The following is a 26952-nucleotide window of genomic DNA, read 5'->3' on the forward strand; positions in this document are numbered from 1 at the left end:
CTGGTCCTGTGGGCGGCGAAAGCCCGGTTCAGATCGCGACCCGATCCGCGAGCCTGTCCTGCACCAGCCCGGCAATGCGGGCGATGTCCGACTTGGTCGGACGCCCGTCCGAGCGGGCGTCGGCAAGCCCATCGGCGGCATCGACCAGCGCATGATCCCCCGCGCTGAAAGCCACGCCGCGCAGGAACGCGGTCACGTAGTCCAGCATCCGCTCGTCGCCATCATCGCCCAGCACATCCGCCGCATGGGCCATGTCATCGCGATAGGCCAAAGGGTCGGGCCGCACCGTTTCATCGCAGACCATACGCACCCCGCGCGGGCGACGCTCGGCCGGAAGGTTCGAGATGATCATGTTCTGAAAGCCGATCACGCTGTCCACTGGCTTTGGCAGAAACCCGTCGGCCCCGGCGGCCATCGCCACATCTTCGGCGAAAGTATCGCCGCTGGTGCCAAGGATCACCGAAATCCGCGGCATGGTTGCCGCCAGTTCCGAGATCAGTTCCGCCCCCGAACCATCCGGCAGCCCCATATCGATCACCGCCACTGTCGGACGATAGACCCGCAGGTGCCGCCGGGCCGATTGCAGGCAATCCGCGCGCCGGATTCGCGCACCGCTGCGCAGGCACAGCAGGCGCATCGCGTCGCAGGCATAACGACTGTCCTCGACCACGAGTACGGTCATGCCAAGCAAAGGACGGCTCGCCGTGGGGCGCGGGATCGAAGGCAGGGCATCCGAGTCGGTCATCACACTCTCCATCAAGGTACCATCACAGTCTTCACGAATTGTTCCTAATGGCGGGTTAACGTCGCACCCATCTTGTGAGCCCCGCCCCCTTGCGCGATAACCTCAGCGTCAACGTCTGGAGGAGACACCTATGATCGGCCGCCTGAATCACATCGCCATCGCTGTTCCCGACCTTGAAGCCGCCGCGGCTCAGTATCGCGACGCGCTTGGGGCCAATGTCGGCGCGCCGCAGGACGAGCCCGACCATGGCGTCACGGTGGTGTTCATCGAACTTCCCAACACCAAGATCGAACTGCTCTATCCGCTGGGCGAAAACTCTCCGATCAAGGCGTTTCTCGACAAGAACCCCTCGGGCGGGATGCACCATGTCTGCTACGAGGTCGAAGACATCATCGCCGCGCGTGATCATCTGAAATCGCAAGGCGCACGGGTGCTTGGCGATGGCGAGCCGAAGATCGGCGCGCATGGCAAGCCGGTTCTGTTCCTGCATCCCAAGGATTTTCAGGGCACCCTGACTGAGCTCGAGCAGGTCTGATGGATCCGGTTTCAGGCCTTGTTCTGTTCGCGGTCATCTGGTTCATGACCTTCCTGTCCGTCATCCCGTTCCGGCTGGAAACTCAGGGCGATCGCGGCGAGGTGGTGCATGGCACCCATGCCAGCAGCCCCGAGGTTCACAACCTGCGCCGCAAGGCGCTGATCACCACCGGCATCGCGGCGGTGATCTGGGCGCTTGCGGCATGGGTGATCCTGTCTGGAGTGATCTCGGTGCGCGAACTCGATTCGTGGATGTTCCAGCGGATGAGCCCGCGCCCCGAGCTGTGATCCTAGCGTCTCGCGGCGCGCGCCTCGAGACGCTGGAACAGGTGGGTGAAGGTCGCCGCGCCAAGGATTGGCACCAGCAGGTTCACCAGCGGGATGGTCAGCGGCACCGCCATCAGCACGCCCGCGATCCAGATCGTCGGCAGGTAGCGGCGGCGCAGCTGCGCCGCGCCCGTGCGCCCCACCCGGCGGATCGCCGCAAGGGTGAAATATTCCCGCCCGAGCAGAAAGCCGTTCAGCCCCCAGAAGATAAACGGCGCAAGCGGGGCCAGCAGCAGGTACAACACCAGCGCCACCACGTTCGCAAGCACCAGAACCCCAAGAAATCCAAGCGAATCCCGGATGTTGTCCAGCAGGCTTAGCTCGTTTGCCGGGGGCAGCCCCGGATAGTGCCGATCTTCGACCGCCTGCGCCACATCATCGAGAAACAGCCCCGTCACTGCCGAGGCGACCGGCACCATCAGCACCACCGACAGCAGCAGCATCAGCGGGACAGCGCCCCAGCTGACCGCATCATCGACCCAAGTCACCGTGCCGACCCACGGCAGGCTGACCCCATCGCCGATGAACCAGCCGATCACCTGCACAAACAGCACGTAAATCGCCACGAAAATGCCGATGGTGATGCCCACCCCCTTGAGCAGCACCATGCGAAAGCGCGGATCTCCAAGTTGGCCGACGGCGGCCAGAAACGCGCCGGGGATCATTCCGAGACCCAGCTTACGACGGCATCCAGATCCGGGCGCGGGCGATCCGGCGGCGCCGAGGTTTCGGTGCCGATATGCAGGAACCCGGCGATGCGCTCATGCGGGGCAAGGCCCAGCGTCTGCTCGACAAACTCCCGGTCTTCGGCGATCCAGCCGGTCAGCCAGTTCGCCCCCCAGCCGCTGGCCAGCGCGGCATTGAGCAGCGCAAGGCAGACTGCGCCGGCGGAATAGGTCTGTTCGATGGCGGGCACCTTGGGGCTGTCCTTGGGCGATTCCACCACGGCAACGCAGAGCGGGCTGTCGGCAAATTGCTTGCGCCCCTTGCCCGCGACGTCCTCGGCCAGACCCAGCGCCGTGCCGCGTGCGCCCGCCGCCTCGGCCAGCCGGGCCAGCGCGTCGCCCTGCAGCACGATAAATCGCCACGGCTCCAGTTTGCCGTGATCGGGCGTGCGCGCCGCCGCTTCGAGGATCGGCAGCAATGCCGTGCGGTCGGGGGCCGGGCCGGTCAGCGTCTTGGCCGGACGCGAGCGCCGGCTCAGCAGAAACTCCATCGCTGCGGGGTTGGGAACGGGCATGCGCATCTCCTTGAAGGGTCAGCCCTTATGTCAGGCTTTCGGCGCGGGCTTTCAACCCGAAGCCGCCGTTGCCGGGCCTGCCCGCCCCTGCTACCGCTGCTTCAGCCCAACGGAGACCCTATGGCCAAGCCCACCCTGCCCCATCTTGCAACGCCCGGCGCGTTGATCGAGCTGCGCGTGACCCCCAAGGCCTCGCGCAACGAGATCCGCGACGAAGACGGCGCACTGCGCGTCTATGTCACCACCGTGCCCGAAGACGGCAAGGCCAATGCCGCCGTGATCAAGCTGCTGGCAAAAGCGCTTGGCGTGCCGAAATCGCGGCTGACCCTGCTGCGCGGCGCCACGTCACGCGACAAGCTGTTCCGGGTCGAGCCCTAGTCGGGCTTGCTGCGCACGTAGACCCCTTCGGGCAGCGAAAGCGCGGCGGCAAGGTCGCGCATCTGGGTCATCGACAGGGTGATCTTGTTCACGCTGTCGGTGCGCGGGTCGTATTGCTCGACCGTTACGCACTCCTCGAACCCGGAGACGATCACGTCTTCCTGGAGATGTGGGGCGCCCTCGTCGACAAGCGTGACGACCGTGGCGTCGAATTCGTGCTCTATGCTGAACATACGGCCAGCCTAGCCCGTTGCATCAAGGCTGCCTATCCCTGAAATTCGCCGCGTGGCCGGTCGCATGTCTGGCGCCGCCCTTCCGGCGCGCCTATGCTTGGGGCATGATAGTCCCGAATAAGGCATTGTTCGCCATGCGCCGCTTCCTGCCGCTGCTCTTTCTCGCTCTTGCGGCCTGCGGGGCCGTTCCGATCGCGACCACGCCGACCGGCAGCGCCCCGATGACCTCGGCAGAGCAGCGCGCCGAACGGGCGACCCGCCAGTTCATCGACGTCGCCACCACCGTCGAGCCGGTGGTCGAAGACGAATGCCGGCGCAGCACCCGCGGGCTGAACTGCGACTTTCTCATCGTTGTCGACGACCGGCCCGCCACCGAGGCCAATGCCTTTCAAACGCTCGACGATTACGGGCGCCCGATTCTTGCCTTCAATCTTGCGATGATCGCCTCGGTGCAGAACCCCGACGAGCTGGCATTTGTCATGAGTCATGAATCGGCGCATCACATCCTCGGGCATCTTGCCCGCGTCGAAGAGGATGCAGCAGTTGGCGCCATCATCTTTTCCGGCCTTGCCGCCATGTCCGGCGCCGACGATGCGGCGGTGCGCACTGCCGAGGAATTCGGGGCGTCGGTGGGCGCGCGGACCTTTTCCAAGGAATACGAGCTTCAGGCAGATCAACTGGGCACGATCCTTGCGATCAAGGCCGGGTATGATCCGCTGAAAGGCGCGGCCTTCTTCACCCGCATCCCCGATCCGGGCGATCGTTTCCTTGGCTCGCACCCGCCCAACGCGGCCCGGATCGAGATCGTCCGCCGCACCGCCGAAACCTACCGCGCCACCAACTGATCCCTGCCAGAGGCCAACCACGTCACGCCCCTTGCACGCAAAGGGCGAGCGTTGACCTGCATCAAAGGCACCGCGTCTTCACCTTGCTAGGATGTCGGAACGATCGTCCGACATACCCAGCATGGGGGAATGAAGATATGCCCGGCCCCAATCCGCTTGAGCGTCACGCAAAGCTTGTCGATCACATGGCATCCGCCTTGGGGGTCGATCTCGAAGAACAGATCTTGCGCGGCAAACTCAACCTTGGCGCGATCGAGGACGCGGTGCTCAGCTGCACCAACTGCACCCAGCCCGGCGCCTGTGAATCCTGGCTGGCCGCGCGCACCGATGTTGCGTCCGACGCCCCGCATTACTGCCGCAACCTGATCCTGTTCGCGGCCTTGCGCGACGCCTGACAGGGCGCACCGATGGGAGAGGAAACCAACATGTTCGACACCCCGCCAACCACGAAGGCGCAAGACACGCGCCGCCCTCGGCCACTGGGCGCGCGGACCGATCATTACTGGCTGGTCCAGCGCATGGCACGCGCCAACGGCACCGATCTTGCCGCCGCCAGCGATGACGGCCACCTGACGCAAGAGCAATGGGCAGCGATGATCGAACGCTGTCGCGGCTGCGCTTGGGTGCAGGGCTGCCAGCGTTGGCTCGACCAGCCCGAACAGGCGCTGCGTGACACGCCAGCCAATTGCGGCAACCGCGCGCATTTCGCCGACCTGAGGACCAGACTGCAAGCAGAGTGAAACCGATGCCACGTCCCCTTGGAGATCCCGCGCGACATTTCTGGATGACCCGAAGCGTGGCGCGGGTCATGGGGCTCAGTCTCGCCGAAGAGATGCGCTGCGGCAGGCTCGAGGCCGAGGAATACGCCCGGATGGTCACCAGTTGCCGCGGCTGCCCCGTCGTGTCCTCGTGCGAAAGCTGGCTGGGCCGTCAGACCTGCATCGCGGCCTCTGCCCCGCAGGGCTGCTGCATCAGCGCAACGCTGGCGCGCCTTCGCCGACGTCATTGAACGCGTTCAGCAGAACAGCGGCCCGCCGTCCTGTCCGATGCTGCGCCGCAAGGTGATCTTTCGGTCAGCCCTGCCGCATGTGTTTGGCGGATTCCTTGATCAGGTCATACTGCCCCGAGGGGCGGAACCGCCACAGGTAGTCGGGAAGCACCGCTTCAAGCGAGGTCGGGGTGATCCCAAGCTCGGCAAAACCACGCGCCCCGGCAGACACCACATTGTCGGATTTCAGGCTGGCCACTTGATCGCGGGTGATCTGCGCTGGAATGATGCCGCCGCTCAGCCCGGCCAGCGTCTCGAAAACGCTGCCCATCACCGAAGCAAGCCCGAACGGCAGGTTCACCACCGCCCTGCGACGCCGGATCACCGTCAGCATCTGCCCGATCAACGCCCGGAACGTCGCGACCTCTGGTCCGCCGAGTTCATAGACGCCGGGCGCGGCCTCGCCCGTCGCGCCCAGCACGGCGGCATGCGCCACATCATCGACGTAGACCGGCTGGAATTTGGTCTCGGCGCCGACCAGCGGCAGCACCGGACCCATGCGCGACATGCCGGCGAACCGGTTGAAAAAACTATCCTCGGGGCCAAAGATCACCGACGGACGCAAGATCACCGCGCCGGGCATGTGCTTGAGCACGGCCTCTTCGCCCTGCGCTTTGGACCGGGCGTAGGCGCTGGCGCTGTCCGTGTCGGCACCGATCGCCGAAAGCTGAACCATATGGGCCACGCCCTGTTCGGCGGCGATGCGGGCGATGCGCTCCGCACCCTGATGCTGGATCGCCTCGAAGCTGTTCTTGCCCTTCGCGTCAAAGGTCCCGACACAGTTCACCACCGCATCCGCGCCCAGCATGACAGAACGCACCGACGCGTCATCGCGGATGTTGCAGACCACCGGCTCGACCTGGCCGACGGCGCCATATGCCTTGACGAACAGCGCCTCGTTCGGGCGCCGCACCGCAACGCGAACACGCCATCCAAGCTTGGCCATGCGCCGCGCCACATGGCGCCCGACGAAGCCCGAGCCACCGTAGATCGTGACGAGTTTGCTCATGCTGACTGCTCCTTGTGCGAGGCTGTTGCGCCCTGAATACCGGTCCGGGGTAGCCCCGACAAGGTGCCGTTGCGAAAGAGGGAAAACAATTTGAAAAACTCTGTTGACACTCCCCCCTACCAACTTTAAACGCCCCCTCACCACCTGTGCCCAGGTGGCGGAATGGTAGACGCGCTGGCTTCAGGTGCCAGTGGCCGCAAGGCCGTGGAGGTTCGAGTCCTCTCCTGGGCACCAATTATCTGAGTAAGTCATTGATTTTCCTGTACTTATTCGATTTCCAGACTTCCCGCCCTCTATCCTACCCCTCATCCTTGATGTGACTGGGCTTTGCTAGAAGCGACGATTCCTTACGCCTCAGCCTTCCAGCTTTTCCAGCGCGTCCAGGACTTCGGTTGCGAGCTGCACCGCGACCTCCAAGGAATCCGTCGAGTACCGCCCCAGGGGGAACAGCTTTGCGGGATCACAGTTGGCGTCGTCGGCAAGGATGTGATCTTGCAGGATCGCGATGACGGCGCAGAGCTTGCGGTGATGGGTCATGCCTCCGCCCTCGTCTTGCGGTACTCGCCAACCTGGGCAGCTACCTGCTGCATCACGGCATCCATGTCGGCCCCGGCATCAAGCACCAGCGATAGCCCCGCCGAAATGATCCGCTTTTCCGTGTCGTCAAATTCGCCAACGATCTTGGTCCATTTGGCCTTTTGGGGTGTGATCCGATATTTCTCGCGGTAGGCGGCAAGCGCCCCGGACACGGCCCCCGTGAATAGCCAGTCGATGCTGGCTCCCTCGATTTTCACCCATTCGAGCAGTTCGTCAGTCAGCAAGACCGCGTTGGGTTCATCCGGGTCGTATGTAAGCATCGGCGGCTCTACCTCGAAGTGAGCGCAGAACCAGTCAATCCTGCCCTCTGTCGTGGCCAGGTCTGCATCGGACTCACGGTAGAACGAGTAAGAGCCGCTCGGGGTGTCTACGGTCGTTTTTTTCATACCGCGAACCTGATCGGGCAAGCCGGTAGCGGTCCCGCTGGCGGGTTGTTGATTGGTCATTGTCAGGATCTCCGATTGAGGTTATCAATGTTTTACGTTGATAATCCTTGGCAGACGTGCCGTCAATGAAAAACGTTGATACATGACACCAGCACAATCCCGCGCCGCCCGTGGTCTAATCTCGATGACGCAGACAGAGTTGGCGAAAGCTTCCGATCTAGGGCAATCCACCGTGATTGATTTCGAGCGTGAGCGGCGTATCGTTTCTGACGCGGCAATCTCTGCAATCCGCGCGGCCCTCGAATCCGCCGGGGTCGAGTTCATCGCAGAGAATGGCGGCGGCGCAGGGGTCAGGCTGCGGAAAGCGTGAACCTTTAACGCCAACTCGCAAGTTCAACGCAGCTCACTGCATTCCGAATTTTGCGAACGGGTCGCTTTCGTCTTCGGCGACAGGGGCGTGAACCTTTGAGCGCGACACCGACGTTCCGCCAAACTCGTTAATCGCCAGCCGGTAGGCCGTATACAGCGCCGCCGTCTTTTGCTCTTTCGGGTCTTCGATCAGCGCCCGAAGCTGGGCGAGTGCGACTAGCGCAGGCTCATCCGCTGCCGTCAGCCAAGGCCAGCGCCGGGCGAAATCCCGCCATGCGGTCTTTTCCTTGGCAGTCATGAACGAGGGCGGATCTCCCACCGGCTGCTCTCCCTTCGGGTTGAACCTGCCTCGGAACCGTTCGGGGTGCGCCTTGTCTGCCCCTGTCAGCTTTGCTTTCGCCATCGGCGTTCTTGGTCTCGCCATGTCATTTCCAAAATGTTGAATTGGAGGTGCGTACAGAAGACGGGGCGACCGGTTTCCGATCCTTGAGCGGATAGAAAATTGATCGCCCCCCCTGTCATGCTTTGCACCACTCGATTGCACCGGGGATCGGCAGCGATGCGATGTAGGTCACGCTCGGGTCAGACGTGTGACCATAGAGCAAGACGCACCGCGCATCCTCTGTAAGCTCTGCGTCGATCTGTTCGATGCCCAGCAGTTCCCGGTTCAGCGCCTGCCGGAATGCGGCGGCTATGTCGTCAGTCAGCATCGGTATAGTCCTCCTGTTCAGCTTCCAGCGCCAAGACCCGCGCGTGACCGGCGCGAACCTCGGCTTCCAGTGCGTCGATGCGGCGGCGCAAAGGTCGGATCACATCCGCGAAGATTTCGGCCTGACCTTGCATCAGGTCCGACAGAGCCTTGTGCGTGACCGGCTTGTGTCCGTGTTCCGCCAGGAAGGCTTTCATCTGTGCCGCGTGTGGGTCATCGGGGATGTGCCGCGCCCCAGTGGCGTCGGTTGTCAGTAGTGCCTGTTCTTCGGCAGTCATGGGCTGCGCCGCATCCCACTTCGCCCAGGCTGAAAGGATCTGTTCCCGTGTCGGGGCCATTAGCTGTATTCCTCAAAGCTGATGAACGCAGCGGCATCGTCGCGCACCGGCTCAAGTCCAAGGTTCAGCACATACTTGACCACCGTGCTGTTTGTCTGGAACATCGAAACAAGGTTGGTGCCGCTCGGGGTTGCCGACGTGTTCGTGGGATCGTCGGCCATTTCAATTGCGGCCTCGTCGGACGATGTGATTTCCAGCCGCTCTATATTGCCACCGATTGCCGCCGCGTCGATCAAGCTCAGGCGACTGCCCGTAAAGGCGGAAGTCATGACGGCTGGGATCTTGGCGATGGTGCCGCCAAACGGGTTAAGCGTGTCGTCATCCAGCAGCGCCAGCATGTTTGCCGCTTGGGGAGAGACGGCCCAGACCAGATTGCCCGCCGCGCGGGTGTTGACCCGGTTCAGAGCGGCCAGCAGTGCAACGTGAAGGCCGTCGGGGTCAGGGCGTCCGAGTTGCGTGTTGACGGTTCCGTCAAAGGTGCCACCGCTTGTCAGCTTGGTGAAAAGGAAACGGTCGCAGGCCGCAGCGATTGCCGCGCGCAACTGGACGTTCACAAAGCTCTGGCCCGCCGCGCTGGTGTTGTTCCAAAGTTCATTGGTCAGCACCAGCGCCGCCGCGATCTTCTCGGGGTTCACGATTAGCGGATCATCCCATGGCAGGCCCTGCACCGGGATCGGCAGACCACCACCGACAACGGCGGCATTCGCTTCCAGGCCGATGCTCATCAGCCGCGTGTTGAACGGCACCTGCATCGCCCAGCGTTCGGAAAAGATGCGCGCCAGAACGGATTGCGTGCGCATCTGAGAAATGAAGCCGACAACGGCGGCGGAAGATCCCGCCAGACCGGGCGCGCCGTCAGTGGTTTCGGCACCGACAGCGGCCTTGAGCTTTGCAGCCAGTTCGGCAGGCGCGCCCATCTCGCGCGCCGTGGCCTCGATGTTGCCGCTCTGTGCAACGCCAAGCGCTTTCATACGGCTCAGCCACGGCACAAGGGCGCCGTTGGAAATCTGTTCCAGATCATCAATTCGGGTTGCGATCTTCATGGGCTTGGCTTCCTTGCGAGTTTCCGAGACAGGATGGATGCGCAGCGCCTTCACCGGCTGGGCTGCGAAATGTTTGATATTGGCGATTGTGGCACCGGCATTGGCAGGGACTGCGCAGACAGACAGTTCATGCCAATCCCATGATGTGAAACGGTATCCTCCGCCGGGGAGGGGTTCGTGTTTCAGGGACGTGAAACCAATCGACAGGCCGCGAAGCGCGCCCGCCTTGATCAATTCCCAGCATTCGCGCACTCGATCCGACGCCTGCAATGCCAGCTTGGCCACAACGCGGATGCCTTCGGGTGTTATCGCGGCCTCGATGACAGCACCAACCGGCGCGTTGTGATCGTGCGAAAGCAACAGGGGAACGGGCAGTTTGAATACCGCGCCTTGCGGCTCTACCACATCGCCCATGCGGTCGGTTTGCGGCGTGGATGCGAGTCCGACGATAATGCCGGTTTCCGCATCCACGCTTTTGATGGTCAATTTTGAATAGGCCCTATTCAACAGTCGGTTCCTTCTATGGGATCGGGCGCTTCACAGCGGCCATGGTTGAATCATCTCACGTTCGCGATGGTCTCGAAATGGCGTCGGTGATCTCGGGCCGGTGAAATCACGGGTCGGTCAAACCCCCACCCCCCTTTCCGGGCGCAGATATTGCAAACGGAGGTAGTATCCCGGTTTCCGGTTCGACCCGCTGGCGAGATTGACCGCCCCCCCCGGTCGTTCATTCGACGTGCCAGAGCGTTCCGCCATTGGTCGCGGCACCCCGGATGAAGCCTTGGCCTTCACGCTTTGCCAGCCATCGGCCCAAGCCATGAGATGACAAAAGACCGGCGAGTTGCAGGGCTTCGGGCAGCTCCGGCCTCGGGTTGCCCTCGGCTTCCGCTGCCATGTCCAGAGCTTGCGCAAGCGCCCATAGCTCGCCTGCCGTCACCCATTCGGTGCGCATTGCCCTACGCAACGCCGGGGTAAGGAAATCGGGATGCCCTTCCGTCATGCGCTCTAGCATGGCTTCGATGCGGTCGAAGCGGGCTGCAACATCATCGTCCATGATCGGCGTCCTCCCACTGGCGGGTGATCCCGCTCCAATGCTTGCCTCGCGGCCCGTGGCATTCCCAATCTGTCAGGCTGCGCCATGCGTCGAGACTGACCACGCGCCCCGTCCAGGTTGTCAGCCGGTTTCCGACCGATGCCGGATAGGGTGACACGCCGGTCTTGGATGCTTGGTCTTCAGCAAATGACAAGTTGTCCGCCGCTGAACCTTGGCGCGCCTTTCCGCCAGCAACCCCCGCCGCCGTCTCGGGATACTTCCGAAGATACGCCTTCTTGCGCTCCGCCGTGAACGTCGCGGGCGCGATGGGGGCAATCCCATCGTACTGACAAACTGACAAAACTGACGGAACCTCTGCGGGCACCGTTTTCAAACAGGTTTCCGTTCGGGTTTCGGAGGTTCTGTCAGTAATGTCAGTTCTGTCAGTTTGGCAGAGACTCTTTCTCGCCGCTTCAAGCCAGATGCTCATTGGTCTACCTCATGCACCAAGGGGTTGACGGAATAGAGACGCTTGGGTGCGCCGCCCTTCGGCCCTGACGGCACCTCGATCAGCTTCACCAGGTCTGCGGTTTCAAGGATCTTCAAGGCAGGATTGATCGCCTGCATGTCCTGAAGGTGGGTCCGCTGTTTGCGGCGAACATCGCGGGCAGTGAAACGCTGCCAACCTTCTTCACGGATCAGTGCGGCCAATGCCCGTCCGGCTCGTTGCGATTGGCCACCGGCATGTTCGGCATAGGCCCGGCGCGCCATCGGCAAGAGGTATTCGGCAACAAGATGTGACGCGCGCCCGAAGTGATGTGCCGTCACAGTGTGCGGTTCATCAAACTCGCCGGTAGCCCATTCCATCATCGCCAACACCAGAGACAGCCGCACCGCCAAACCCGGCAACTTGCCGACAAAAGACAGAAGCAATCCCTCGGCCCCGATTTCCCACTCCCTGACAAACTGACGGAACATGTCGAGCAGATCGCGGGCGTCATCCTCGAAAGGGATGAACCAGGGGCGCTTATGTCCCTCGTCATCTACGGGCATTTCCAGCAACAACAGGCGACGCAAAGCGTTGTCGATGAAGGCCTCGTCGTGCAGCGCATCGGGGCGCTTGACCGGCGCAGGATGCGGCCAGACGGGCAGAAAGCGCGCCAGCAGTCCGTCGTCGTCCGACTTCATTAACAGACTGCGCAGGCGGTCGGGTTGGATGCCGCCCAAAACACCGATGGTCAGCCGGTCGATATAGACAGGATCGCGCCCCATGCGTTCGACCGAAAAGGACCGACCGCCATAGGATTCTAACCAGAAGGGGCGATCTGATCCGCCAGAGTAGCGGCTCATGTTGCCCAGCCATCCCGCCAGCTCGTCTCGGGCCATCAGGGTTCCGCGCGGCTGGCCTGCCATGATGACCGCCAGCTTTTCAACGGTGGCATCTGACACAGCAAGGCGTGGCATGGGCGGTTCGGCACCGGGATTGGCGCTGGACGGACGCGCGGGCGGTTCATCGCCGGATTTGATTGCGGCCTTGACCGCCTCCTTCCAAGCGCTTTCGGCCAGCTTTGCGACTTCGGCCTTCCCGCGCCACTCTGCCAGTTCGAATTGCGCCGCCTCGCGCATGGCACGTTCGACACGCTTTAGAGGTACAAGGACTGCATCCATGGCAGGGCTTTTGCCAGCGGACGGGTTGCCGATAATAACCGACCAGACCACGGGCGGCTCGGCCCATCCGGCCCAAGGCGACGGCCAGCGCGTGTTGCCGATCAACGAACCACAGACGGACAAGAGCGCAGCCATGACATAATCGGCAGGCGCACCTTTCGACACCGCCGCGCTGCGCATCCATGATGCCCATGCAGGCGAGAAAACATCATCCAGCGGTAGGACGGGCGGTTCAGGCAGATCGGCGCGCAGAAGGCGTTTATCGGCTTCGGGCCAGTCAGGCGTGAACGAGATAGCTTCGGAGGTCATCATGCGCTTGCCCCTTTCAGGTTCAAAATGTCGTTCCAATCGGTGCCATCTGGCGCGGGCAGCAGAGACACGGCCCAGCCCAGCGCGTGAGCGCGTTCGGCCAAGGCGTGAGCGGCGGCACGGCCTGCGTCGTCGCCATCTGACGCTATGGTCAGGCGTCCGGGCGGATCAGGCAGATGCAGGCAGCAAAGGCTGGATGTGGACAGCGCGGCCCAGATCGTCGCAGGGACGCGCAGCAGGCCGCAGGCAAGCGACAGGGCGGTTTCAATGCCCTCGGCCACCACAAGCGGACCCTCGGCCTGAGTAAGTCGCACAGCGCCGCCAGCGACGGCCCCAAGCATCGCCCTGGGCGGTGTCACCTCGGCCTTGCCGCTGCCATCCGGGCGCAGGTAGGTGCGATGTGCCGCGAAGCGTTCGACGCCATCGACGCGCGCAATCATCGCTGGGAAGCGTTTGGCGGTCGGATGCCAGCACGCAGGGTGAAAGCGAAGCGTGTTGGGCAACGCGCAGGTGATCCCCCGCGCGCGCAGGTAGGTTTCGACAAGGGTGCCAGCGATCGGTCGGGCCTCGGACCAGAGCGCGCGGGCCTGCCGCTCGCGTTTCTCGGCATCGGCCTTTGCTTCCGCGTCACGGCGTGCCATCCCAGCGGGATCGGGCGCGGCGTGGCTGCCAGGGGAAACCCCGGCAGCGGCGAGAATGTCGGTGAAACTGCATCCGGCCTTTTTGCAGTTCAGCAGCCACCGCCCGTCGCGGCCATCGGCAAGCGTCAGGGCGTTCTGTTCCTTGCGGCCCTCGGGCTGACAGATGGGGCAAGGGGCGGCACCATATCGGCGGTGCCACTTTCCGCATAGGTGTTCGGTGATTGCTCGGGCGTCAGTCGCCATCACTGCGCCCCCCAGATTAGGGTCGCGAAGATCTCAGCCTGTGCAATGGTAAGGCCATGCAGACGCATCAGGCGGCGGATTTGGATTGTGGTCATGATGTTGCCAATCGGGTTGCCCGAAAGGCGCGGCGATGGTACATTTTGAAATCGAAGCTGCCCGCATCGAATTTTTGAAACCCCGTGCCGCGTCCAATCGGTGCGGGTTTTCTATTTCTCGATGGTTGGGATCTTGGCGCCGCCAGCGCGGCGGCGACCTTCGGCTTCAAGTTCATCTGCCTGCGCCAGATACCATTTGCCCATGTCTTGAACCGCTTCGATGATCGCGGGCATGGCCTCGGGGTGCTGTTCCAAGCGCATCAGCAGGAAATGGAGCTGCACGCCGGGGTATTGGCCTGCGCCCTCCATCGTGCGACGGACAATCTGCTTGTTCCAGTTTGCGGGGGTCATGGTCGGAATCCTTTCAGGCCGCGCGGCGCGCGTTTTCCCATTCCAGAAGCTCGTCGAGCTTCCAGCGGGTACAGCCGGGGCTGAGTTTGGTGGGCTTCGGGAAGCTGTCGTCGGTCTTCACCCATGCCCAGATGGTCGGACGCGAGACGCCATAGCGTTCTGCGACTTGGCGGTCAGAGATGTAAGTGACGCCCAAGGCGTCAGCGACTTCAGGGTTTTGCGTGTATGCCATATCGTTGCATCCTGTTTTGCGCCGTAGCGCGGTTGACGGATGCAGCAGAATTAAAACACTGGATTGGACACTAACGCCGTTACTGTCCGGATTTAGCCCTCTTGCTAAGATAGCGTCTTCGGAAAGAATCTTTCTTCAAGGTTCCGATGCTTTGGGCGGTGTGGAAGTCTTCACAGCAGAGCGTGTTTCCGTCTCGGTAAAAAATGAAATCGCGTTCAAGCGCTTCGATCAATTTAGGGGCATGGCTTTCGGGAATGTCGTCCCACCTCGAAATTTGACTGGCGATTTCGATTGCCCACCACCTGCGCTTGTTTTTCTTCCCAGCGGTCGATTTTTGCTTCCGAGACCTTTCCTTTTCGGCGGCGGACTTCATCGCTATCGACCTATCCCACGCTGCGACCATCTGACTGAGGTATTTGCGCTTCGCGTCAAAAGTGCCCAGCGTTGCTTCCACAGTGTCGCAGAGGGAGGGGGCTTCCGATGTGTCTTTGGCGGCCAGCCTAAGCAAGCTTCGAGCCTTAACGAAAAAATCGCCGTTGCGCTTAGCGTCGAGGGCTTCACGGATGAAGTCTTTCCATGCTTGGTCGGTCTGAATTTCCAAGATGAGCGGCAATCTTGTGTCGTTCATTATCGACTGAGCATATCGTTCGTGAAGGTCGATGCGAGACAACAGGGATTCGATCCGATCTTCCATCATGCTGCCCCCAAAAACTTTGCCCAATCGTCCATCATCTGCCGCCGCTTTTCGATCATGTCGCCACGCCGGTAGGCGCGTTCGACCTCGGAGCCGACCTGGTGCGCCAGCGAGAGTTCGGCCATGTCACTCGGCCAATCCGTCAAATCTCCCGCCCAGTCGCGGAATGTCGAGCGCAGCCCATGGGGCACGGCAGGCTTGCCAGAGCGTGAATCGCGCCAGCCTGCCTTGTTCACATCCTCACCGGCCTGTGCCGCCACCTTCTCAGCGCGGGCCTGCATATCGCGCATAACCTTGCCCAGCGACATATCGGACAGCGTTCCGCCACGCGGGGCTGCAAAGATGTACGAGGAGTCGGCCCGCCTTGGCATCGCACCAACAATCGCCAGCGCAGGGGCGGTCAATGGCACACGATGCTCTTGGCCCGTCTTCATCTTCGCGGCGGGAACAATCCACAAATTACGCGCAGTGTCGATCTCGTGCCACTCGGCAGAACGTACCGCGCCAGATCGGCTTGCCGTGAGCGTCAGAAACTCCAGGGCGCGCGCGGCGATTCCCTGGCGCTGCCCAAGCTCGGCAAACCATGGGGCAGCATCAGAGAGCGCGACGGCAGGCCAGTGTGCTGCCTTCGCGACCTTATCGGGCTTTGGCAGCAGCGCGGAAAGATTGTGCTTCCACGCTGCCGGGTTGTCGCCCTTTCGGTGTCCGGTCACGGTCGCCCAAGCCAATATCGCCTCGATGCGACTGCGCAGCTTGCGGGCGGTTTCGTGTTTCGTGACCCATACAGGTTCGAGAACGCGAAGCATGTCCTGCGTCGTCAGATCGCCAACCAACATGCCGCCGATCTCTGGCACGGCGTATCGTTCGACCATAGAGCGCCACCGCACCCGGTCCCGGTCGGTTGCCAGTTCAACCAGCTTCGCATCGCAATACCGGTCCAAAGCATCCGTGAAGGTAAGACCACGGCTTTGAGAGGTTATAAGCTCCGCCCTGACGGCTTTGCGTTCTTCGATTGGGTCGATGCCCCGGCGCACCTTGTCTCGCGCTTCACGGGCCAGATTTCGGGCATCAGACAGCGACACGCCGGGGTAGCTGCCCAAGCCCACATCACGCCGCTTTTTGCCGATCATTGTGCGCAGTATCCAGGACCGCGCGCCGGTCGGGGTAATCTGCAAAAGCAAGCCCGGAACACCGCCAACCGCGAACGTAACATTGCGCCCCCGGCCAGGGTGACGCAGGCGCTTTATGTCTAAGGCTCCCATTTCGGGCACCATCTTTGGCATATCGGCTCCACATCCTACCCGCCAAAAATGGTAGTGCATGGGCGTTATTGATCGCAACTGATTCGGACAGCGGGAATGCCTATCCCCTTGATGCCCTTGCGTATTCTTTACAGCACCCGACAGGACGAAACGCGATTTCTGCGTCTCTCCTGGGCACCACTACTCTATGGAATACATTGGTCTATCTACAGCCCTTCTAAGCTGTTAGGATCCACAGACCATGTAGGGTCCCGTTTCATCCTCGTTTAGCTACGTTGAATATGGGATCGTTTACTTCAGCTGTCGCATCCCGACCAAGCTGAAGAGCCACTACACCTCACCCCCAACCGCATTTTCGCCTCGCACGAGATCCGCCCGAATCGCTGAGGCAAGGGCCAGACGCGCCGCAGATCAACTCGACGAGTATTGGCTTCACCTTCTGTCCCAGTCGAAAGAGTTGCCGGGGAAGCACATGCTTCGTCTTCAGCGCGATCCTCGGGCGGCATCGACGGCAACACCTGCTCCTCGCGTCGAAGCGGTCTCCGAGACCATCACCCTGTCCGAACGCTTTACCATACCTAGCGCGCGCACTCTGGCGACGCTGGAGCGTGTACCCTCGCCGAAGCCGCGTCGAAACCAAACCTGTCGTGACATTGCTTTGCGCGCCCTTTGTCCTGGTCGGTCAGTGGAGGCTCTGCCGAAAGCTGATGGGCCAATCTTTCATGGCACGGGACTTCAACAGGCAGGTCGCAGAAATCCAAATCCATATCGCCATGCTCAATCGCTATTCTGCGCTCGGCATACCTGTCACCGAGCCCGTCGGATAAATCCGCCTGAGGAAGGGGCAGTTCGCCCTTCACCCGATTTGTGCGACAAAGCCAGCAAGATCTGTAAACGGTGCAGGCGGACACGCTGCGCGCGCAGCATATTGAGGGGTGTTCAGAACCTCGGCCAGAGCGCGCCGACCCAACGCCGCTACAGCAATAGACGCGGATCGCCCCCAAGCTCGACGCCGGGAAACACTTCGCGCTCCAGAACACCGGCATCGAGCCCGAAGAGGCCGCGCATCAGCCAGCCGACATGAGCGCGCAGATCGCGCGTCGGCATCAGGTCGCGCCGATCGTACAGTGCCGCCTCGTCCAGTCCGGGCCAATCCGTCACCACGCGCCCGCCGCGCAGCGCGCCGCCCGCCATCAGCATTGCGCCCCCGGTGCCGTGATCGGTGCCCCCGGTGCCGTTGAAGCGCACCGTGCGCCCGAATTCCGTCATCGCCACCACCGCCGTGCGCTGCCATGCCTGCGGGCCAAGCTCGTCGCGCAGCGTCAGGATCGCGCTCGACAATCGGCCGAGCGCCCGGCCCAGCGGCGCATCCTGCCGCGCGTGGGTATCCCAGCCGGTGATCGAGAATGCCGCGATCCGGGCCTCAGCGCGCAGCTGTTGTGCGACGAACGCGGCAAGGCGCGCCTCGCCCGGGCCTCTGGCGGCGGCCATGTCGGCGCCCATCCTCTCGCCCATCTCCTGCGGGCTGAGCGCGCTCGCCAGCGCATCACCGTCGCCGTCGGCGATGCGAAAGGCCTCGGACATGGCGGCTGCAAAGGCGGGGTCATCCTGCATCACCCGCTCTGCAAGGCGGATCGCCTGCGGGCTCAGCGCCAGATCCGCCTCGGGCACCCAGCGAGCCACCGGCGCCGCGCCGCGCAGCACCGCCAGCGGATCAGACCCAATCGCCCATGCGGTCTGCGTGCCGATGCCCGGATAATGTTGCAGCATCCGGTTGAGCCAGCCGTCGCGCCGCGCGCCGCTGGCCAGATCCGCCACCCCGGCTTCGAGCAGATCCTGCCCATCGAAATGGCTGCGCTTGTCGCGATAGGGAGTCGAGACAGCGTGCACCACGCTCAGCTCTTTCGCCTGCCATAGCGGCATCAGCCCGGCCATCGACGGGTGCAGCGCAAAGCGCCCGTCCAGATCCAGCGGCCCGCCCTCGGCGTCGGGCAGCGCGCCGCCGCGCAGCGCCTTCCACGCCGGATCGCCCCAGGGCTGCGCCATGGCAAGCCCATCCATCGCGCCGCGCAGAATGATCACCACCAGCCGGTTGTCGCCCGGCGCCGCCGCAAAGGTGACCGGCGTCACCAGCGGGCTGGCCGCCAGTGAACAGCCGATCAGCGCCGAGCGGGTCAGGAAGGCGCGCCGTGATAGCGTCATGGTCTCAGCTCCTCTGAAAGGCGGGAGAGGCAAGGATCAGCCCCACCCCATCGGCGCGGCTCTCCGCCGCCTGCGCGGCAAATTGCACCGCGGGCGTTGCCCGCCCAGCCAGAGCGGTGATGAGGAATTCGCGCGGATCGGGCAGCGTGCCGGCAAGGATCTGCGGGACGGCGAGCGCCCATTGCAACCGCGCGGCAAGGCCCTGCGGCGTAATCCATGCGCTGTCGTCTTCGGACAGCCCGTCAGGGCCGACCGGCCTTTCCCAGCTGTGGCCCATCAGATGGAGCGGATACTGGATGTAGTCGCGAAACTGTTTTTCCTTCAGCGGCACGAAGCTTTCGGGCGGGATTGCCAAGGCGCGCAGCGCCGAGGCCATGAATTCAAACGGTCGCTTGACGTTGCCGGGCGCGGCATTCCACGCCGCCGGATGCGCCAGCATCGCCGCATAACCCGCCGACAGATCGCTGCCGCTGTCGCGCAAGGCGGTCTCGATCTCCTGCACCAGCGCCGGGTCGGGGGTATCGGCCACAAAATGCACCGCAAGCTTGCGGGCCAGATGGCGCGCCGTGGCCGGGTGGCGCGCCAGATCGCGCAGCGCCGATTCGATATCGGACAGTTTGGCGGGATCGCCGCCATAGTCCTTGCCAAGCACCGTTTCGGGCCCCGGCTCGGCGGAATCCTTGCGAAACACCCGCCCGACCTGCGGATTGAAGGTCAGCCCGGTCAGCAATTCGGCCAGCGCGCGCACATCGCCCTGCGTGTAGGGGCCGCCGACGCCCAGCGTGTGCAGCTCCATGATCTCGCGTGCGAGATTCTCGTTCAGCCCGCCCCCGGCCTTCTTGCCGCGCGGCGAGTTTGGCCCGACCGAGCCGCGCTGATCGAGATAGCTCACCATCACCGGATGGGTGACGGCGGCAATCAGCAGATCTTCGAAGCGACCCGACAGATGTGGGCGGATCGCCTCTTCGACATAGGGCGACACGGCGCGACGCATCAGCGCCGCCTTGCCCTGCGCGGTGAAATGATCGGCCCAGAACGCCGACAGCCGTTCGCGAAACGGCGCCTGCGTGGTCACGCAACGGGCCAGCGACTGGCCAAGCCATGTCATCTGCGCCTGCCGCGCCTGCTTGTTCATTACGCGCATCGCCTTGAGCGCGGTCTTCTCGGCGGCGGTCCCGCGCAAATCTCTGCGCAGCCTGCCCTGTTCGTTGTACCGCACGATGCGGGCGCGGAACGTATCGAACGGCTCGATCGGATGGCGGGCGGCAGCAAGGTCCGGCCCTTGCAGCGTGGCCAGCATCGCCGCCACGCTTTGGGCGGGCGCGATGTTCGGCGACAGGCCGCAGCCAAAGCGTATTTCAGCAAGGGTGGGGTCGAACGCGGGCATGGCAACCTTCCGTCTGATGCACAGAGCCTAGCGCAAGCAGTGCATTCGCACATCCCCACCCCGCACTGAGCTGATCACATCAGCGCCAGACCGCCCAGCAACAACGCGGCCAGCAGCATCGCCCGCCGATACAGTGCAATGGCGCGCCGCATCGCCGCCGCATCCGGGTCAGGCGCGCCGTCGTTGACCCATGGCTCGTCGGCGACGGTGCCACCATAGACCCTTGGGCCGGACAGGCGCACGCCGACGGCTGCGGCCAGCGCCGCTTCCGGCCATCCGGCATTGGGAGATCGGTGCTTGCCCGCGTCACGCATCATGGCGCGCAGGCACAGGCGCAAGCGCCCCGATGCCAACGCCAGCAGCGCGCCGGTCAGCCGCGCCGGGATCAGGTTGACCAGATCGTCAAGCCGCGCGGCGGGCTTGCCGAAATCCTCATAGCGGGCGTTGCGGTGACCGATCATCGAATCCATCGTGTTGATCGACTTGTAGGCGGCGATCCCCGGCAGGCCCGCGACTGCCCCCCACAGCAGCGGCGCAATCACCCCGTCCGAGGCGTTTTCTGCAAGGCTCTCCAGCGCCGCACGGGCGATCCCCGCCTGCCCAAGCGTCATCGGATCGCGCCCGACGATCCGCGACACGGCGGCACGCGCCTGCGCAAGATCTCCGCTTGCCAACGGGCGCGCCACGGCTACGACATGATCGTTCAGCGAGCGCGCGGCGACCAGCGGCCAACTGAACAGCGCCGTCAGCGCCGCGCCCCAGAGGCCGCCCGGCAGCGCCCATTGCACCAGCGCCGCCGGCAGGATCACCGCCGCCAGCACCGCGCCGACGCAGATCCCGCCAAAGACCCGTCGGCGGGCCCCCGAGCCATGGTTCCAGCGCAGATCAAGCGCCGAGATCAGCGCGCCGATCCACACCACCGGATGCGACAGGCGGCGAAACAGCCAGTCAGGCCAACCCAGCAGCGCATCGACGATAAGCGCCAGCGCCATGGCTCCGGCGAACATCATGTCAGCCGCCCGTTGACGCTGAGGATTGCAAATCCCGCGTCCAGTCGTCGCAGCCGGGTCACCGACAGCGGTGCGATTTCAAAGGCCAGCCCCTGCGCCGGATCTCCCAGCGCAAGGCCAAGCGCGGCGCGCACCGTTCCCGCATGGGCGACGATCGCCAGCGGGCCGGGACGCTGCGCGTGTCGCTCCAGCGCCGGGGCGACCCGCGCCACCAGATCGGCAAAGCTTTCGCCGCCGGGGCTGGCGTGACGGGCCAGATCGGCGCGGCTCATCGGGCCAAGGTCGGGCAGTTCTGCAAACGCCATCCCCTCTTGTGCGCCGAAATCCTGTTCCCACAGCGCCGGGTCACAGTCCGGCAGCCGATCCGGAAACAGCGCCTGTGCCGTCTGGCGGCAGCGCAGCGCCGGGCTGCACACCAGCGCGCAGGGCGCAAGCCAGTCGCGCAAGGGCCTCGGAATCACGGGCAAGGGCAGGATCGCGGGCACATCGCTGCGTCCGCACAGCCGCCCCTTGTGGTCGGCAGCTGCGTGCCGGATCAGGATCATTTCGGATGGGTCGGGCGGGGTCATAGAGGCTTTCCAAATCACGCAGAACCTGATTTGTCACGGCGCCATGGCAAAGTCGATCCTGATCACCGGAGGCGCGCGTTCTGGCAAGAGCCGCCTCGCCGAAGACATGACGCTGGGGCTTGGCGCCTCGGCGATCTATATCGCCACGGCCGAGGCGCATGACGCCGAGATGGCCGACCGCATCGCCCGACACCAAGCCCGGCGCGGAGCGGAATGGCGCACGGTGGCCGAGCCTCTGGCGCTGGCGCAGGCGCTGCGCGACACCGATGGCGATGCGCCCCGGCTGGTGGATTGCCTGACGCTGTGGCTGAGCAACCTGATGCTGTCAGGTGCCGACTGGCAGGCCGCCACCGACGATCTGGCGGCGCTGATCCCAACGCAGCGCGCGCCGGTGATTCTTGTCACCAACGAGGTCGGCGACGGGATCGTGCCTGAAAACGCCCTCGCCCGCGCCTATCGCGACGCGGCGGGGCTGGTGAACCAATCCATCGCCCGCAGCTGCGACGAGCTCTGGCTCTGCGTCGCGGGCCACCCGATCAAGGTGAAATGACCATGCTGCCGATCCACCATATCGACGATGTCGCCACGCTGGCCCTGCCCGCGCCCGACGCTTCTGCCGCCGCCGCAGCGCGGGCCCGGCAGGCCGAGCTGACCAAGCCTCCGGGATCGCTGGGACGGCTCGAAGAGCTGGCCGAATTCCTTGCGAGCTGGCAGGGCCGCGCCCTGCCCGCACTGGACGCGGCGCAGGCGCTGGTGTTTGCCGGCAACCATGGCATCTGCGCGCAAGGGGTGAACCCCTTTCCGCAAGCGGTGACCGCGCAGATGGTCGCGAATTTCGAACGGGGCGGCGCGGCGATCAACCAGCTGTGCCGGCTCAACGGGGCCGAATTGTCGGTGGTGGCGCTCGATCTCAACCGCCCGACGCAGGATTTCACTGCAGGCCCTGCGATGAGCGAGGCCGAAACGCTGGATGCGATGCAGCGCGGCGCGGCCGCCGTAACGCCGGGCGATGTGCTGATCCTTGGCGAGATGGGCATCGGCAATTCCACCATCGCCGCCGCGCTGGCCCATGCCGCGCTTGGCGGCGATGCTCAAACCTGGGTCGGGCGCGGCACCGGATCGAATCCCGAAGCGGTGGCCCACAAGGCCGAGGTGATCTCGCGCGGTGTGTCGCTGCATGCGGCACGCACCTCGATGGGCAAGCTTGCGGCGCTTGGCGGGCGCGAACAGGCGGCGATCTGCGGCGCGGTGCTGGCCGCACGGCTGCACCGGGTGCCGGTGCTGCTGGATGGGTTCATCTGCACCGCCTCGGTCGCGCCGCTCTGGTCCGCCAACCCCGGGCTGCTCGATCATTGCCTGATCGGCCACGCCAGCGCCGAGCCGGGCCATCGCGGCCTGTGTGAGGCGATGGGCAAGCGCCCCATCCTCGACCTTGGCATGGCGCTCGGCGAAGGCTCGGGCGCCGCGCTGGCGCTTGGCGTGCTGCGCGGGGCGCTGGCCTGCCATTCCGGCATGGCGACCTTTGCCGAGGCCGGGGTCTCAGCCGGGTGAGCCGCCTCGACGAGGCGCGCCTTGCGCTGATGCTGCTCACCCGGCTGCCCGCCGGGCAGATCAAGGGCGACGTTCCCGATATCGCCGCCGCCCGCTGGGCGTTTGCGCTGACCGGCCTGCCGGTGGCGTTGATCGGCTGGGGCGCGCTGTCGGGCGGCGCGGCGCTGGGGCTGGCCCCGCTGCCCTGCGGCTTTGCCGCGCTGGCGGCGATGGCGTTGGCGACCGGCGGGCTGCATCACGACGGGCTCGCTGATATGGCCGACGCCGCCGGAGGTCGCGACCGCGCGCACCGGCTCGAGATCATGCGCGACAGCCGGGTCGGCAGCTTCGGCGTGCTGGCGCTGGTGCTGGTCTGCGGGCTGGGCGCATCGGCACTGGCCACCATGCCACGCGCAGGCGCCGCGCTGATGCTGTCGGCAGTGATCAGCCGCCTTGCCATGGTGCTGGTACTGGCGCTGCTGCCCCCCGCCCGCGCGGGCGGGCTCGGAGCGTCGGCGCAGGGCGGCGGGCCGGCATGGCTACCCGGTGCGGCGCTGGCGCTATTGCTGGCACTCCCGCTCGGCTGGGCTGGCCTGATCGCCATATCAGCCGCCGCCGCCGCCGCCGCTTTGGTGGCATGGCGCGCCAGAACCACCATTGGCGGGCAGACCGGAGACGTGCTCGGCGCGGTACAGATATGCTCCGAAACCGCCGCCTGGCTGGCGCTGAACGCGGCACTCTGAGCGAATTCGCACAATTTCAAGGCAATTTCATCTTTGCCCGCTGGCGCGACGCAGGGGATGCGACTACCTATGTAAGGCGCAGCAGAAGGGATGCCCTCCGCATGAACGACGAACGCCATTCGATCTTCCGCGACGCCGGTCGCGACCGCAAGACCGCGGAACAGATCCCCGACACGCCGCAGACGCGTGCCCCATCCTACCGGCTGGCCTTTGCCGACGAGTCGTTCCTGTGCAAGGACGAACTGCGGCCGGTGCGTCTGCAACTCGAACTGCTCAAGCCGCAGCTGATCCTCGATGAGCATGACGTGCAATCGACCATCGTGCTGTTTGGCGGGGCCCGCATCCCCTCTCCGGCGGAAAAGGGTGGCGCCCGCACCAAGACCCTCGCCGATCTGTCGCATTTCTACGAAGAGGCCCGCCTTTTCGCGCAGAAGATGACCGAGAAATCCATCGCTTCGGGCAACCGTGAATTCATCGTCGCCACCGGCGGTGGCCCCGGCGTGATGGAGGCAGGCAATCTGGGCGCACAGCAGGCAGGCGGCATATCGATCGGCCTCAACATCGTGCTGCCGCACGAGCAGGCTCCGAACGAATATGTCACGCCCGACCTGTGCTTCAACTTCCATTACTTCGCGATCCGCAAGATGCACTTCCTGATGCGCGCCCGCGCGATCTGCGTGTTTCCGGGTGGCTTCGGCACCCTTGACGAGATGTTCGAGGCGCTCACCCTGATCCAGACCGGCCGGATGAGCCGCGTGCCCTTCCTGCTGTTCGGTCGCGCCTTCTGGGAAAAGATCATCAACTGGGACGCGCTCGAAGACGCGGGCACCATCAGCCCCGAAGATCTCGACCTGTTCCGCTTCGTCGAAACTGCCGACGAAGCCACGGCGATCATCGAGGAATGGGATCCCTCCCCCGCCCGCGACGATATTCCGGGCCGGTAACGCCCGCGCCCATAGCCCGACAACAGATCAGGGGCGCGCCCGGTCCGGACGCGCCCCCTCTTCATCTTGCCAGATAAACTCCCGCCGGAGGCATCCTGCCCCCTCAGCCGGCGCTGCTGTCAGACCCGTTGCGCCTCACTGGCGTCGACCTCGTCTTCGCCATGTTCGACCCAGCGCGCGATGATATCCCGCGCCTGCCCCTCGTCGAGACTGTGAATCGCGCTGCGCAGCTCCCTGAGCGCCGTGGCGATCTCGAATTCCGACAGATAGCCTTCCTGCGCCCGCATGATCTTGTGATGCGGCGTGGTCAGCATGTCGGGAGAGATCAGCAGCTCTTCGTGCAGCTTTTCGCCCTTGCGCAGGCCGGTCACCTCGATTTCGATATCGCCATCGGGGTTCTTGTCGTCGCGCACCGAATAGCCCGCGCCTTCGATCATCTGCCGCGCCAGCTTCTTGATCGGCACCGGCGCCCCCATGTCGAGCACGAAGACATCGCCGCCTCGCGCAAAAGACCCCGCCAGAAGCACAAGCCGCGCCGCTTCCGAGATCGTCATGAAATAGCGCGTCACCTTCGGATCGGTCAGGGTGACGGGCCCCCCGCGCGAAATCTGCTCTTCGAACAGCGGAATCACCGATCCGGACGAGCCCAGAACATTGCCGAACCGCACCATCGAAAACCGGGTGCCGGTGCTGCGCGTCGCCAGATCCTGCACCACCAGTTCCGACAGGCGCTTGGACGCGCCCATCACGTTGGTCGGCCGCACGGCTTTGTCCGAAGACACCAGAATGAACCGCTCGACCCCAGCTTCGCGTGCCACCTCGGCCAGTGTCTTGGTGCCGATGACGTTGTTGTTCAGCCCCGACAGCACGTTGCATTCGACCAGTGGCAGATGCTTGTAGGCGGCGGCGTGAAGCACCGCCTCAATGCGATACACCTCCATCGTCCGCGCCATCAGGTTCGCGTCAAGAACCGAGCCAAGGACCGGCACGATGGTCATGCCGGCGGTCAGGTCCTTCAGCTCTTTCTCGATGTTGTAGAGACCCAGCTCTGAATGATCGACCAGCACCACGCATTCGGGCTTGCAGGCGATCAGCTGGCGGCACAGTTCCGATCCGATGGACCCGCCCGCGCCGGTCACCAGAATACGCCGGCCAGAATAGGCATGGCTGACGCCCGGAAGTTCGGATTCCAGCCGGTTGCGGCCCAGCAGATCGTCCAGCGACACCGGGGTAACGCTTTTGCGCAGCTCGCGCTCGCCAACCAGCTCGGCAAAGGACGGCAGCGCGTGGACCTCGCAGCCGATGGTGCGCAACTTGTGGGCGATGCGCGCCAGCTGCGGCGGGCTGCTCGACGGCATCGCCAGCACCACGCGATCAATGGACCGGCGCTGGATGATCTCGGGGATGGCAGAGGGCGCGTGCACGCGAAGCCCCGCCACGACCTGACTTTGCAACGTCGGGTTGTCATCGACAAAGCAGACCGGGTCGATCTTGTTGTCGTGGCGCAGCGCGGCGGCCAGTTGCTGGCCGGTCTGCCCGGCGCCATAGATCAGCACCCGCATCCGGTTCAGCCCACGCTTGTAGATTTCAAGCGTCAGGTACCGGGCAAGAATGCGCCAGCTTGCGCCGAGAACCACGAGAATCAGACCGAAGTTGAAGAAAAGCGGCAGCGACAGCTGCGGCGTCATCGTCTTGTTGATCAGCACCGCCACCACCGCGCTGATGGCGGCAAAGCCTGCGGTGCGGGTAATGCCCCGCGTGTCATAGGCGTTGAGCGTGAACTTCGGCAGGCCGAAATACCAGCTTGCGCCCGCCCCGGCCAAACCCGTCGCGGCAATCAGCGGTATCAGTTGCTCAAGGGGCGGATGATCAGGGTTGACCGCGGCGTTCAGGAGAAGGGCCGAGACCATGGACACCACGACCATTGCGATATCTGTCAGCAGAAAGAGGACCTGTTTCTGCGCTCGCGTAAGGGACGTGACGAGCCAATAAAGCATTCCGGTCTTCCTTCCACATACGTGGTACTGTCAAAGTCACTATCGTAAGGCCCCGCACCTGGATGAAAGGTCCTGCGGCGGTCTGGCGGGCTCGAAGCAAGCGATGCCTAACCTGTGATCAAAACTATGGATTTCCTACGCGATTGCCCATTCCCTAGACAAGTCTGGAATTTCTGCACTTGCACAAATGGGCGAAAATTCACCGAGCGCGTTGCGTTTGAGCAAGTCGCGGGGATTTTGC

At 64.1% G+C, this 26952-nt stretch carries 36 protein-coding genes, 1 tRNA gene and 3 pseudogenes; 15 read left to right on the forward strand and 25 right to left on the reverse strand.

Annotation, left to right across the window (positions count from 1 at the left end; all coding sequences use genetic code 11):
• Positions 1-28: 28 nt before the first annotated feature.
• Positions 29-745: a response regulator gene (locus Q4543_RS04600; RefSeq protein ID WP_303436598.1), complete on the reverse strand. Its 717-nt coding sequence runs from the start codon at positions 743-745 to the stop codon at positions 29-31.
• A 130-nt stretch (positions 746-875) separates the two neighbouring features.
• Here Q4543_RS04600 and mce point away from each other — a divergent pair, with 130 nt between their 5' ends.
• Positions 876-1280: a methylmalonyl-CoA epimerase gene (gene mce / locus Q4543_RS04605; RefSeq protein ID WP_303436599.1), complete on the forward strand. Its 405-nt coding sequence runs from the start codon at positions 876-878 to the stop codon at positions 1278-1280.
• Entirely contained in the window at positions 1280-1567 is a 288-nt protein-coding gene (locus Q4543_RS04610; RefSeq protein ID WP_303436600.1) for a DUF1467 family protein, read from the forward strand. The genes mce and Q4543_RS04610 overlap by 1 nt, the downstream gene beginning before the upstream one ends.
• A 2-nt stretch (positions 1568-1569) precedes the next feature.
• On the opposite strand, the gene Q4543_RS04615 is transcribed toward Q4543_RS04610, so the two are convergent.
• Positions 1570-2271 (reverse strand): EI24 domain-containing protein, encoded by a 702-nt coding sequence (locus Q4543_RS04615; protein ID WP_303436602.1) that lies wholly within the window; start codon positions 2269-2271, stop codon positions 1570-1572.
• Positions 2268-2846: a nitroreductase gene (locus Q4543_RS04620; protein WP_216006217.1), complete on the reverse strand. Its 579-nt coding sequence runs from the start codon at positions 2844-2846 to the stop codon at positions 2268-2270. Before Q4543_RS04620 ends, Q4543_RS04615 begins: the two co-directional genes overlap by 4 nt.
• Before the next feature lie 120 nt (positions 2847-2966).
• On the opposite strand from Q4543_RS04620, the gene Q4543_RS04625 reads away from it, so the two are divergent.
• A complete protein-coding gene (locus tag Q4543_RS04625; RefSeq protein ID WP_216006218.1) occupies positions 2967-3224 on the forward strand; it encodes a DUF167 domain-containing protein in 258 nt (85 codons plus the stop codon).
• On the opposite strand, the gene Q4543_RS04630 is transcribed toward Q4543_RS04625, so the two are convergent.
• Positions 3221-3457, reverse strand: a complete 237-nt coding sequence (locus Q4543_RS04630; protein WP_303436605.1) for a hypothetical protein — start codon at positions 3455-3457, stop codon at positions 3221-3223. The two genes, Q4543_RS04625 and Q4543_RS04630, sit on opposite strands and share 4 nt — an antisense overlap.
• Positions 3458-3591: 134 nt before the next feature.
• Here Q4543_RS04630 and Q4543_RS04635 point away from each other — a divergent pair, with 134 nt between their 5' ends.
• The 4 genes from Q4543_RS04635 to Q4543_RS04650 all read left to right on the forward strand — a co-directional run bounded on the left by Q4543_RS04635 (position 3592) and on the right by Q4543_RS04650 (position 5311).
• The gene (locus tag Q4543_RS04635) at positions 3592-4302 is read left to right on the forward strand and encodes a M48 family metallopeptidase (protein ID WP_303436607.1); all 711 of its coding nucleotides are present in this window, start codon (positions 3592-3594) and stop codon (positions 4300-4302) included.
• A 137-nt stretch (positions 4303-4439) separates the two neighbouring features.
• Positions 4440-4697, forward strand: a complete 258-nt coding sequence (locus tag Q4543_RS04640) for a DUF6455 family protein (RefSeq protein ID WP_303436608.1) — start codon at positions 4440-4442, stop codon at positions 4695-4697.
• Positions 4698-4727: 30 nt separating this feature from the next.
• On the forward strand, positions 4728-5042 hold the full coding sequence (locus Q4543_RS04645) for a DUF6455 family protein (protein ID WP_303436609.1): 315 nt from the start codon (positions 4728-4730) through the stop codon (positions 5040-5042).
• Between the two features lie 5 nt (positions 5043-5047).
• The gene (locus Q4543_RS04650; RefSeq protein WP_216006223.1) at positions 5048-5311 is read left to right on the forward strand and encodes a DUF6455 family protein; all 264 of its coding nucleotides are present in this window, start codon (positions 5048-5050) and stop codon (positions 5309-5311) included.
• A gap of 64 nt (positions 5312-5375) precedes the next feature.
• Here Q4543_RS04650 and Q4543_RS04655 read toward each other — a convergent pair whose 3' ends face one another.
• Entirely contained in the window at positions 5376-6359 is a 984-nt protein-coding gene (locus tag Q4543_RS04655) for a complex I NDUFA9 subunit family protein (protein WP_303436611.1), read from the reverse strand.
• A gap of 148 nt (positions 6360-6507) precedes the next feature.
• Between Q4543_RS04655 and Q4543_RS04660 the strand changes: the two genes are divergently transcribed.
• Positions 6508-6593: transfer RNA gene (locus Q4543_RS04660), tRNA-Leu, on the forward strand.
• A 120-nt stretch (positions 6594-6713) separates the two neighbouring features.
• Here Q4543_RS04660 and Q4543_RS04665 read toward each other — a convergent pair.
• A complete protein-coding gene (locus Q4543_RS04665) occupies positions 6714-6896 on the reverse strand; it encodes a hypothetical protein (RefSeq protein WP_303436612.1) in 183 nt (60 codons plus the stop codon).
• Entirely contained in the window at positions 6893-7402 is a 510-nt protein-coding gene (locus Q4543_RS04670) for a hypothetical protein (RefSeq protein ID WP_303436613.1), read from the reverse strand. The genes Q4543_RS04665 and Q4543_RS04670 overlap by 4 nt, the downstream gene beginning before the upstream one ends.
• Before the next feature lie 82 nt (positions 7403-7484).
• On the opposite strand from Q4543_RS04670, the gene Q4543_RS04675 reads away from it, so the two are divergent.
• On the forward strand, positions 7485-7712 hold the full coding sequence (locus Q4543_RS04675; protein WP_303436614.1) for a helix-turn-helix transcriptional regulator: 228 nt from the start codon (positions 7485-7487) through the stop codon (positions 7710-7712).
• Between the two features lie 33 nt (positions 7713-7745).
• Here the strand turns inward: Q4543_RS04675 and Q4543_RS04680 are convergent, their stop codons facing one another.
• From Q4543_RS04680 to Q4543_RS04740, 13 genes and pseudogenes are all read right to left on the reverse strand, one after another.
• Complete coding sequence (locus tag Q4543_RS04680) at positions 7746-8135, reverse strand: hypothetical protein (protein WP_303436616.1); 390 nt, start codon at positions 8133-8135, stop codon at positions 7746-7748.
• Between the two features lie 94 nt (positions 8136-8229).
• A complete protein-coding gene (locus tag Q4543_RS04685; RefSeq protein WP_303436617.1) occupies positions 8230-8421 on the reverse strand; it encodes a hypothetical protein in 192 nt (63 codons plus the stop codon).
• On the reverse strand, positions 8411-8758 hold the full coding sequence (locus Q4543_RS04690; protein WP_303436618.1) for a hypothetical protein: 348 nt from the start codon (positions 8756-8758) through the stop codon (positions 8411-8413). The genes Q4543_RS04685 and Q4543_RS04690 overlap by 11 nt, the downstream gene beginning before the upstream one ends.
• Positions 8758-9801, reverse strand: coding sequence for a phage major capsid protein (locus Q4543_RS04695; protein ID WP_303436619.1), 1044 nt, complete (start codon positions 9799-9801; stop codon positions 8758-8760). Before Q4543_RS04695 ends, Q4543_RS04690 begins: the two co-directional genes overlap by 1 nt.
• Before the next feature lie 138 nt (positions 9802-9939).
• Positions 9940-10215: pseudogene (locus Q4543_RS24605) on the reverse strand (HK97 family phage prohead protease); the annotation flags it as partial.
• A gap of 313 nt (positions 10216-10528) precedes the next feature.
• Positions 10529-10855 (reverse strand): hypothetical protein, encoded by a 327-nt coding sequence (locus Q4543_RS04705; RefSeq protein WP_303436622.1) that lies wholly within the window; start codon positions 10853-10855, stop codon positions 10529-10531.
• Positions 10845-11324: a hypothetical protein gene (locus Q4543_RS04710; protein ID WP_303436623.1), complete on the reverse strand. Its 480-nt coding sequence runs from the start codon at positions 11322-11324 to the stop codon at positions 10845-10847. Before Q4543_RS04710 ends, Q4543_RS04705 begins: the two co-directional genes overlap by 11 nt.
• Complete coding sequence (locus Q4543_RS04715) at positions 11321-12682, reverse strand: YfjI family protein (RefSeq protein ID WP_303436625.1); 1362 nt, start codon at positions 12680-12682, stop codon at positions 11321-11323. The genes Q4543_RS04710 and Q4543_RS04715 overlap by 4 nt, the downstream gene beginning before the upstream one ends.
• Positions 12683-12810: 128 nt before the next feature.
• Positions 12811-13695 (reverse strand): toprim domain-containing protein, encoded by an 885-nt coding sequence (locus Q4543_RS04720; protein ID WP_303436626.1) that lies wholly within the window; start codon positions 13693-13695, stop codon positions 12811-12813.
• Positions 13696-13901: 206 nt separating this feature from the next.
• Positions 13902-14141 carry a hypothetical protein gene (locus Q4543_RS04725; protein WP_303436627.1) on the reverse strand — a complete coding sequence of 80 codons (240 nt, stop codon included), beginning with the start codon at positions 14139-14141 and terminating at the stop codon, positions 13902-13904.
• 13 nt (positions 14142-14154) lie between these two features.
• Entirely contained in the window at positions 14155-14373 is a 219-nt protein-coding gene (locus tag Q4543_RS04730; RefSeq protein ID WP_303436628.1) for an AlpA family transcriptional regulator, read from the reverse strand.
• A 79-nt stretch (positions 14374-14452) separates the two neighbouring features.
• The gene (locus Q4543_RS04735; RefSeq protein ID WP_303436629.1) at positions 14453-15067 is read right to left on the reverse strand and encodes a hypothetical protein; all 615 of its coding nucleotides are present in this window, start codon (positions 15065-15067) and stop codon (positions 14453-14455) included.
• The gene (locus Q4543_RS04740) at positions 15067-16350 is read right to left on the reverse strand and encodes an integrase arm-type DNA-binding domain-containing protein (RefSeq protein ID WP_303436630.1); all 1284 of its coding nucleotides are present in this window, start codon (positions 16348-16350) and stop codon (positions 15067-15069) included. Before Q4543_RS04740 ends, Q4543_RS04735 begins: the two co-directional genes overlap by 1 nt.
• A 265-nt stretch (positions 16351-16615) precedes the next feature.
• On the opposite strand from Q4543_RS04740, the pseudogene Q4543_RS24610 reads away from it, so the two are divergent.
• A pseudogene (locus Q4543_RS24610) lies at positions 16616-16753 on the forward strand (DUF6538 domain-containing protein); the annotation flags it as partial.
• 151 nt (positions 16754-16904) lie between these two features.
• Positions 16905-17156, forward strand: a pseudogene (locus tag Q4543_RS04745) (hypothetical protein); the annotation flags it as partial.
• 148 nt (positions 17157-17304) lie between these two features.
• Here Q4543_RS04745 and Q4543_RS04750 read toward each other — a convergent pair.
• The 4 genes from Q4543_RS04750 to Q4543_RS04765 all read right to left on the reverse strand — a co-directional run bounded on the left by Q4543_RS04750 (position 17305) and on the right by Q4543_RS04765 (position 21497).
• On the reverse strand, positions 17305-18531 hold the full coding sequence (locus Q4543_RS04750; RefSeq protein WP_303436631.1) for a DUF1501 domain-containing protein: 1227 nt from the start codon (positions 18529-18531) through the stop codon (positions 17305-17307).
• 4 nt (positions 18532-18535) lie between these two features.
• A complete protein-coding gene (locus tag Q4543_RS04755) occupies positions 18536-19918 on the reverse strand; it encodes a DUF1800 family protein (RefSeq protein WP_303436632.1) in 1383 nt (460 codons plus the stop codon).
• Between the two features lie 74 nt (positions 19919-19992).
• Complete coding sequence (gene cbiB, locus Q4543_RS04760; protein WP_303436633.1) at positions 19993-20928, reverse strand: adenosylcobinamide-phosphate synthase CbiB; 936 nt, start codon at positions 20926-20928, stop codon at positions 19993-19995.
• Complete coding sequence (locus Q4543_RS04765; protein ID WP_303436634.1) at positions 20925-21497, reverse strand: histidine phosphatase family protein; 573 nt, start codon at positions 21495-21497, stop codon at positions 20925-20927. The genes cbiB and Q4543_RS04765 overlap by 4 nt, the downstream gene beginning before the upstream one ends.
• A 43-nt stretch (positions 21498-21540) precedes the next feature.
• On the opposite strand from Q4543_RS04765, the gene cobU reads away from it, so the two are divergent.
• The 4 genes from cobU (at position 21541) to Q4543_RS04785 (ending at position 24714) form a co-directional block, all read left to right on the forward strand.
• Positions 21541-22047: a bifunctional adenosylcobinamide kinase/adenosylcobinamide-phosphate guanylyltransferase gene (gene cobU / locus Q4543_RS04770; RefSeq protein ID WP_303436635.1), complete on the forward strand. Its 507-nt coding sequence runs from the start codon at positions 21541-21543 to the stop codon at positions 22045-22047.
• Positions 22044-23048, forward strand: a complete 1005-nt coding sequence (gene cobT, locus Q4543_RS04775; protein ID WP_303436636.1) for a nicotinate-nucleotide--dimethylbenzimidazole phosphoribosyltransferase — start codon at positions 22044-22046, stop codon at positions 23046-23048. The genes cobU and cobT overlap by 4 nt, the downstream gene beginning before the upstream one ends.
• Positions 23045-23770, forward strand: coding sequence for an adenosylcobinamide-GDP ribazoletransferase (locus Q4543_RS04780; protein ID WP_368502151.1), 726 nt, complete (start codon positions 23045-23047; stop codon positions 23768-23770). The genes cobT and Q4543_RS04780 overlap by 4 nt, the downstream gene beginning before the upstream one ends.
• 101 nt (positions 23771-23871) lie before the next feature.
• Complete coding sequence (locus tag Q4543_RS04785; RefSeq protein ID WP_216006231.1) at positions 23872-24714, forward strand: LOG family protein; 843 nt, start codon at positions 23872-23874, stop codon at positions 24712-24714.
• A 119-nt stretch (positions 24715-24833) separates the two neighbouring features.
• Here the strand turns inward: Q4543_RS04785 and Q4543_RS04790 are convergent, their stop codons facing one another.
• The gene (locus tag Q4543_RS04790; protein ID WP_303436637.1) at positions 24834-26711 is read right to left on the reverse strand and encodes a nucleoside-diphosphate sugar epimerase/dehydratase; all 1878 of its coding nucleotides are present in this window, start codon (positions 26709-26711) and stop codon (positions 24834-24836) included.
• Positions 26712-26952: the final 241 nt, after the last annotated feature.

This window comes from Salipiger sp. 1_MG-2023 (genome assembly GCF_030547555.1).
Classification (GTDB): Bacteria; Pseudomonadota; Alphaproteobacteria; order Rhodobacterales; family Rhodobacteraceae; genus Salipiger.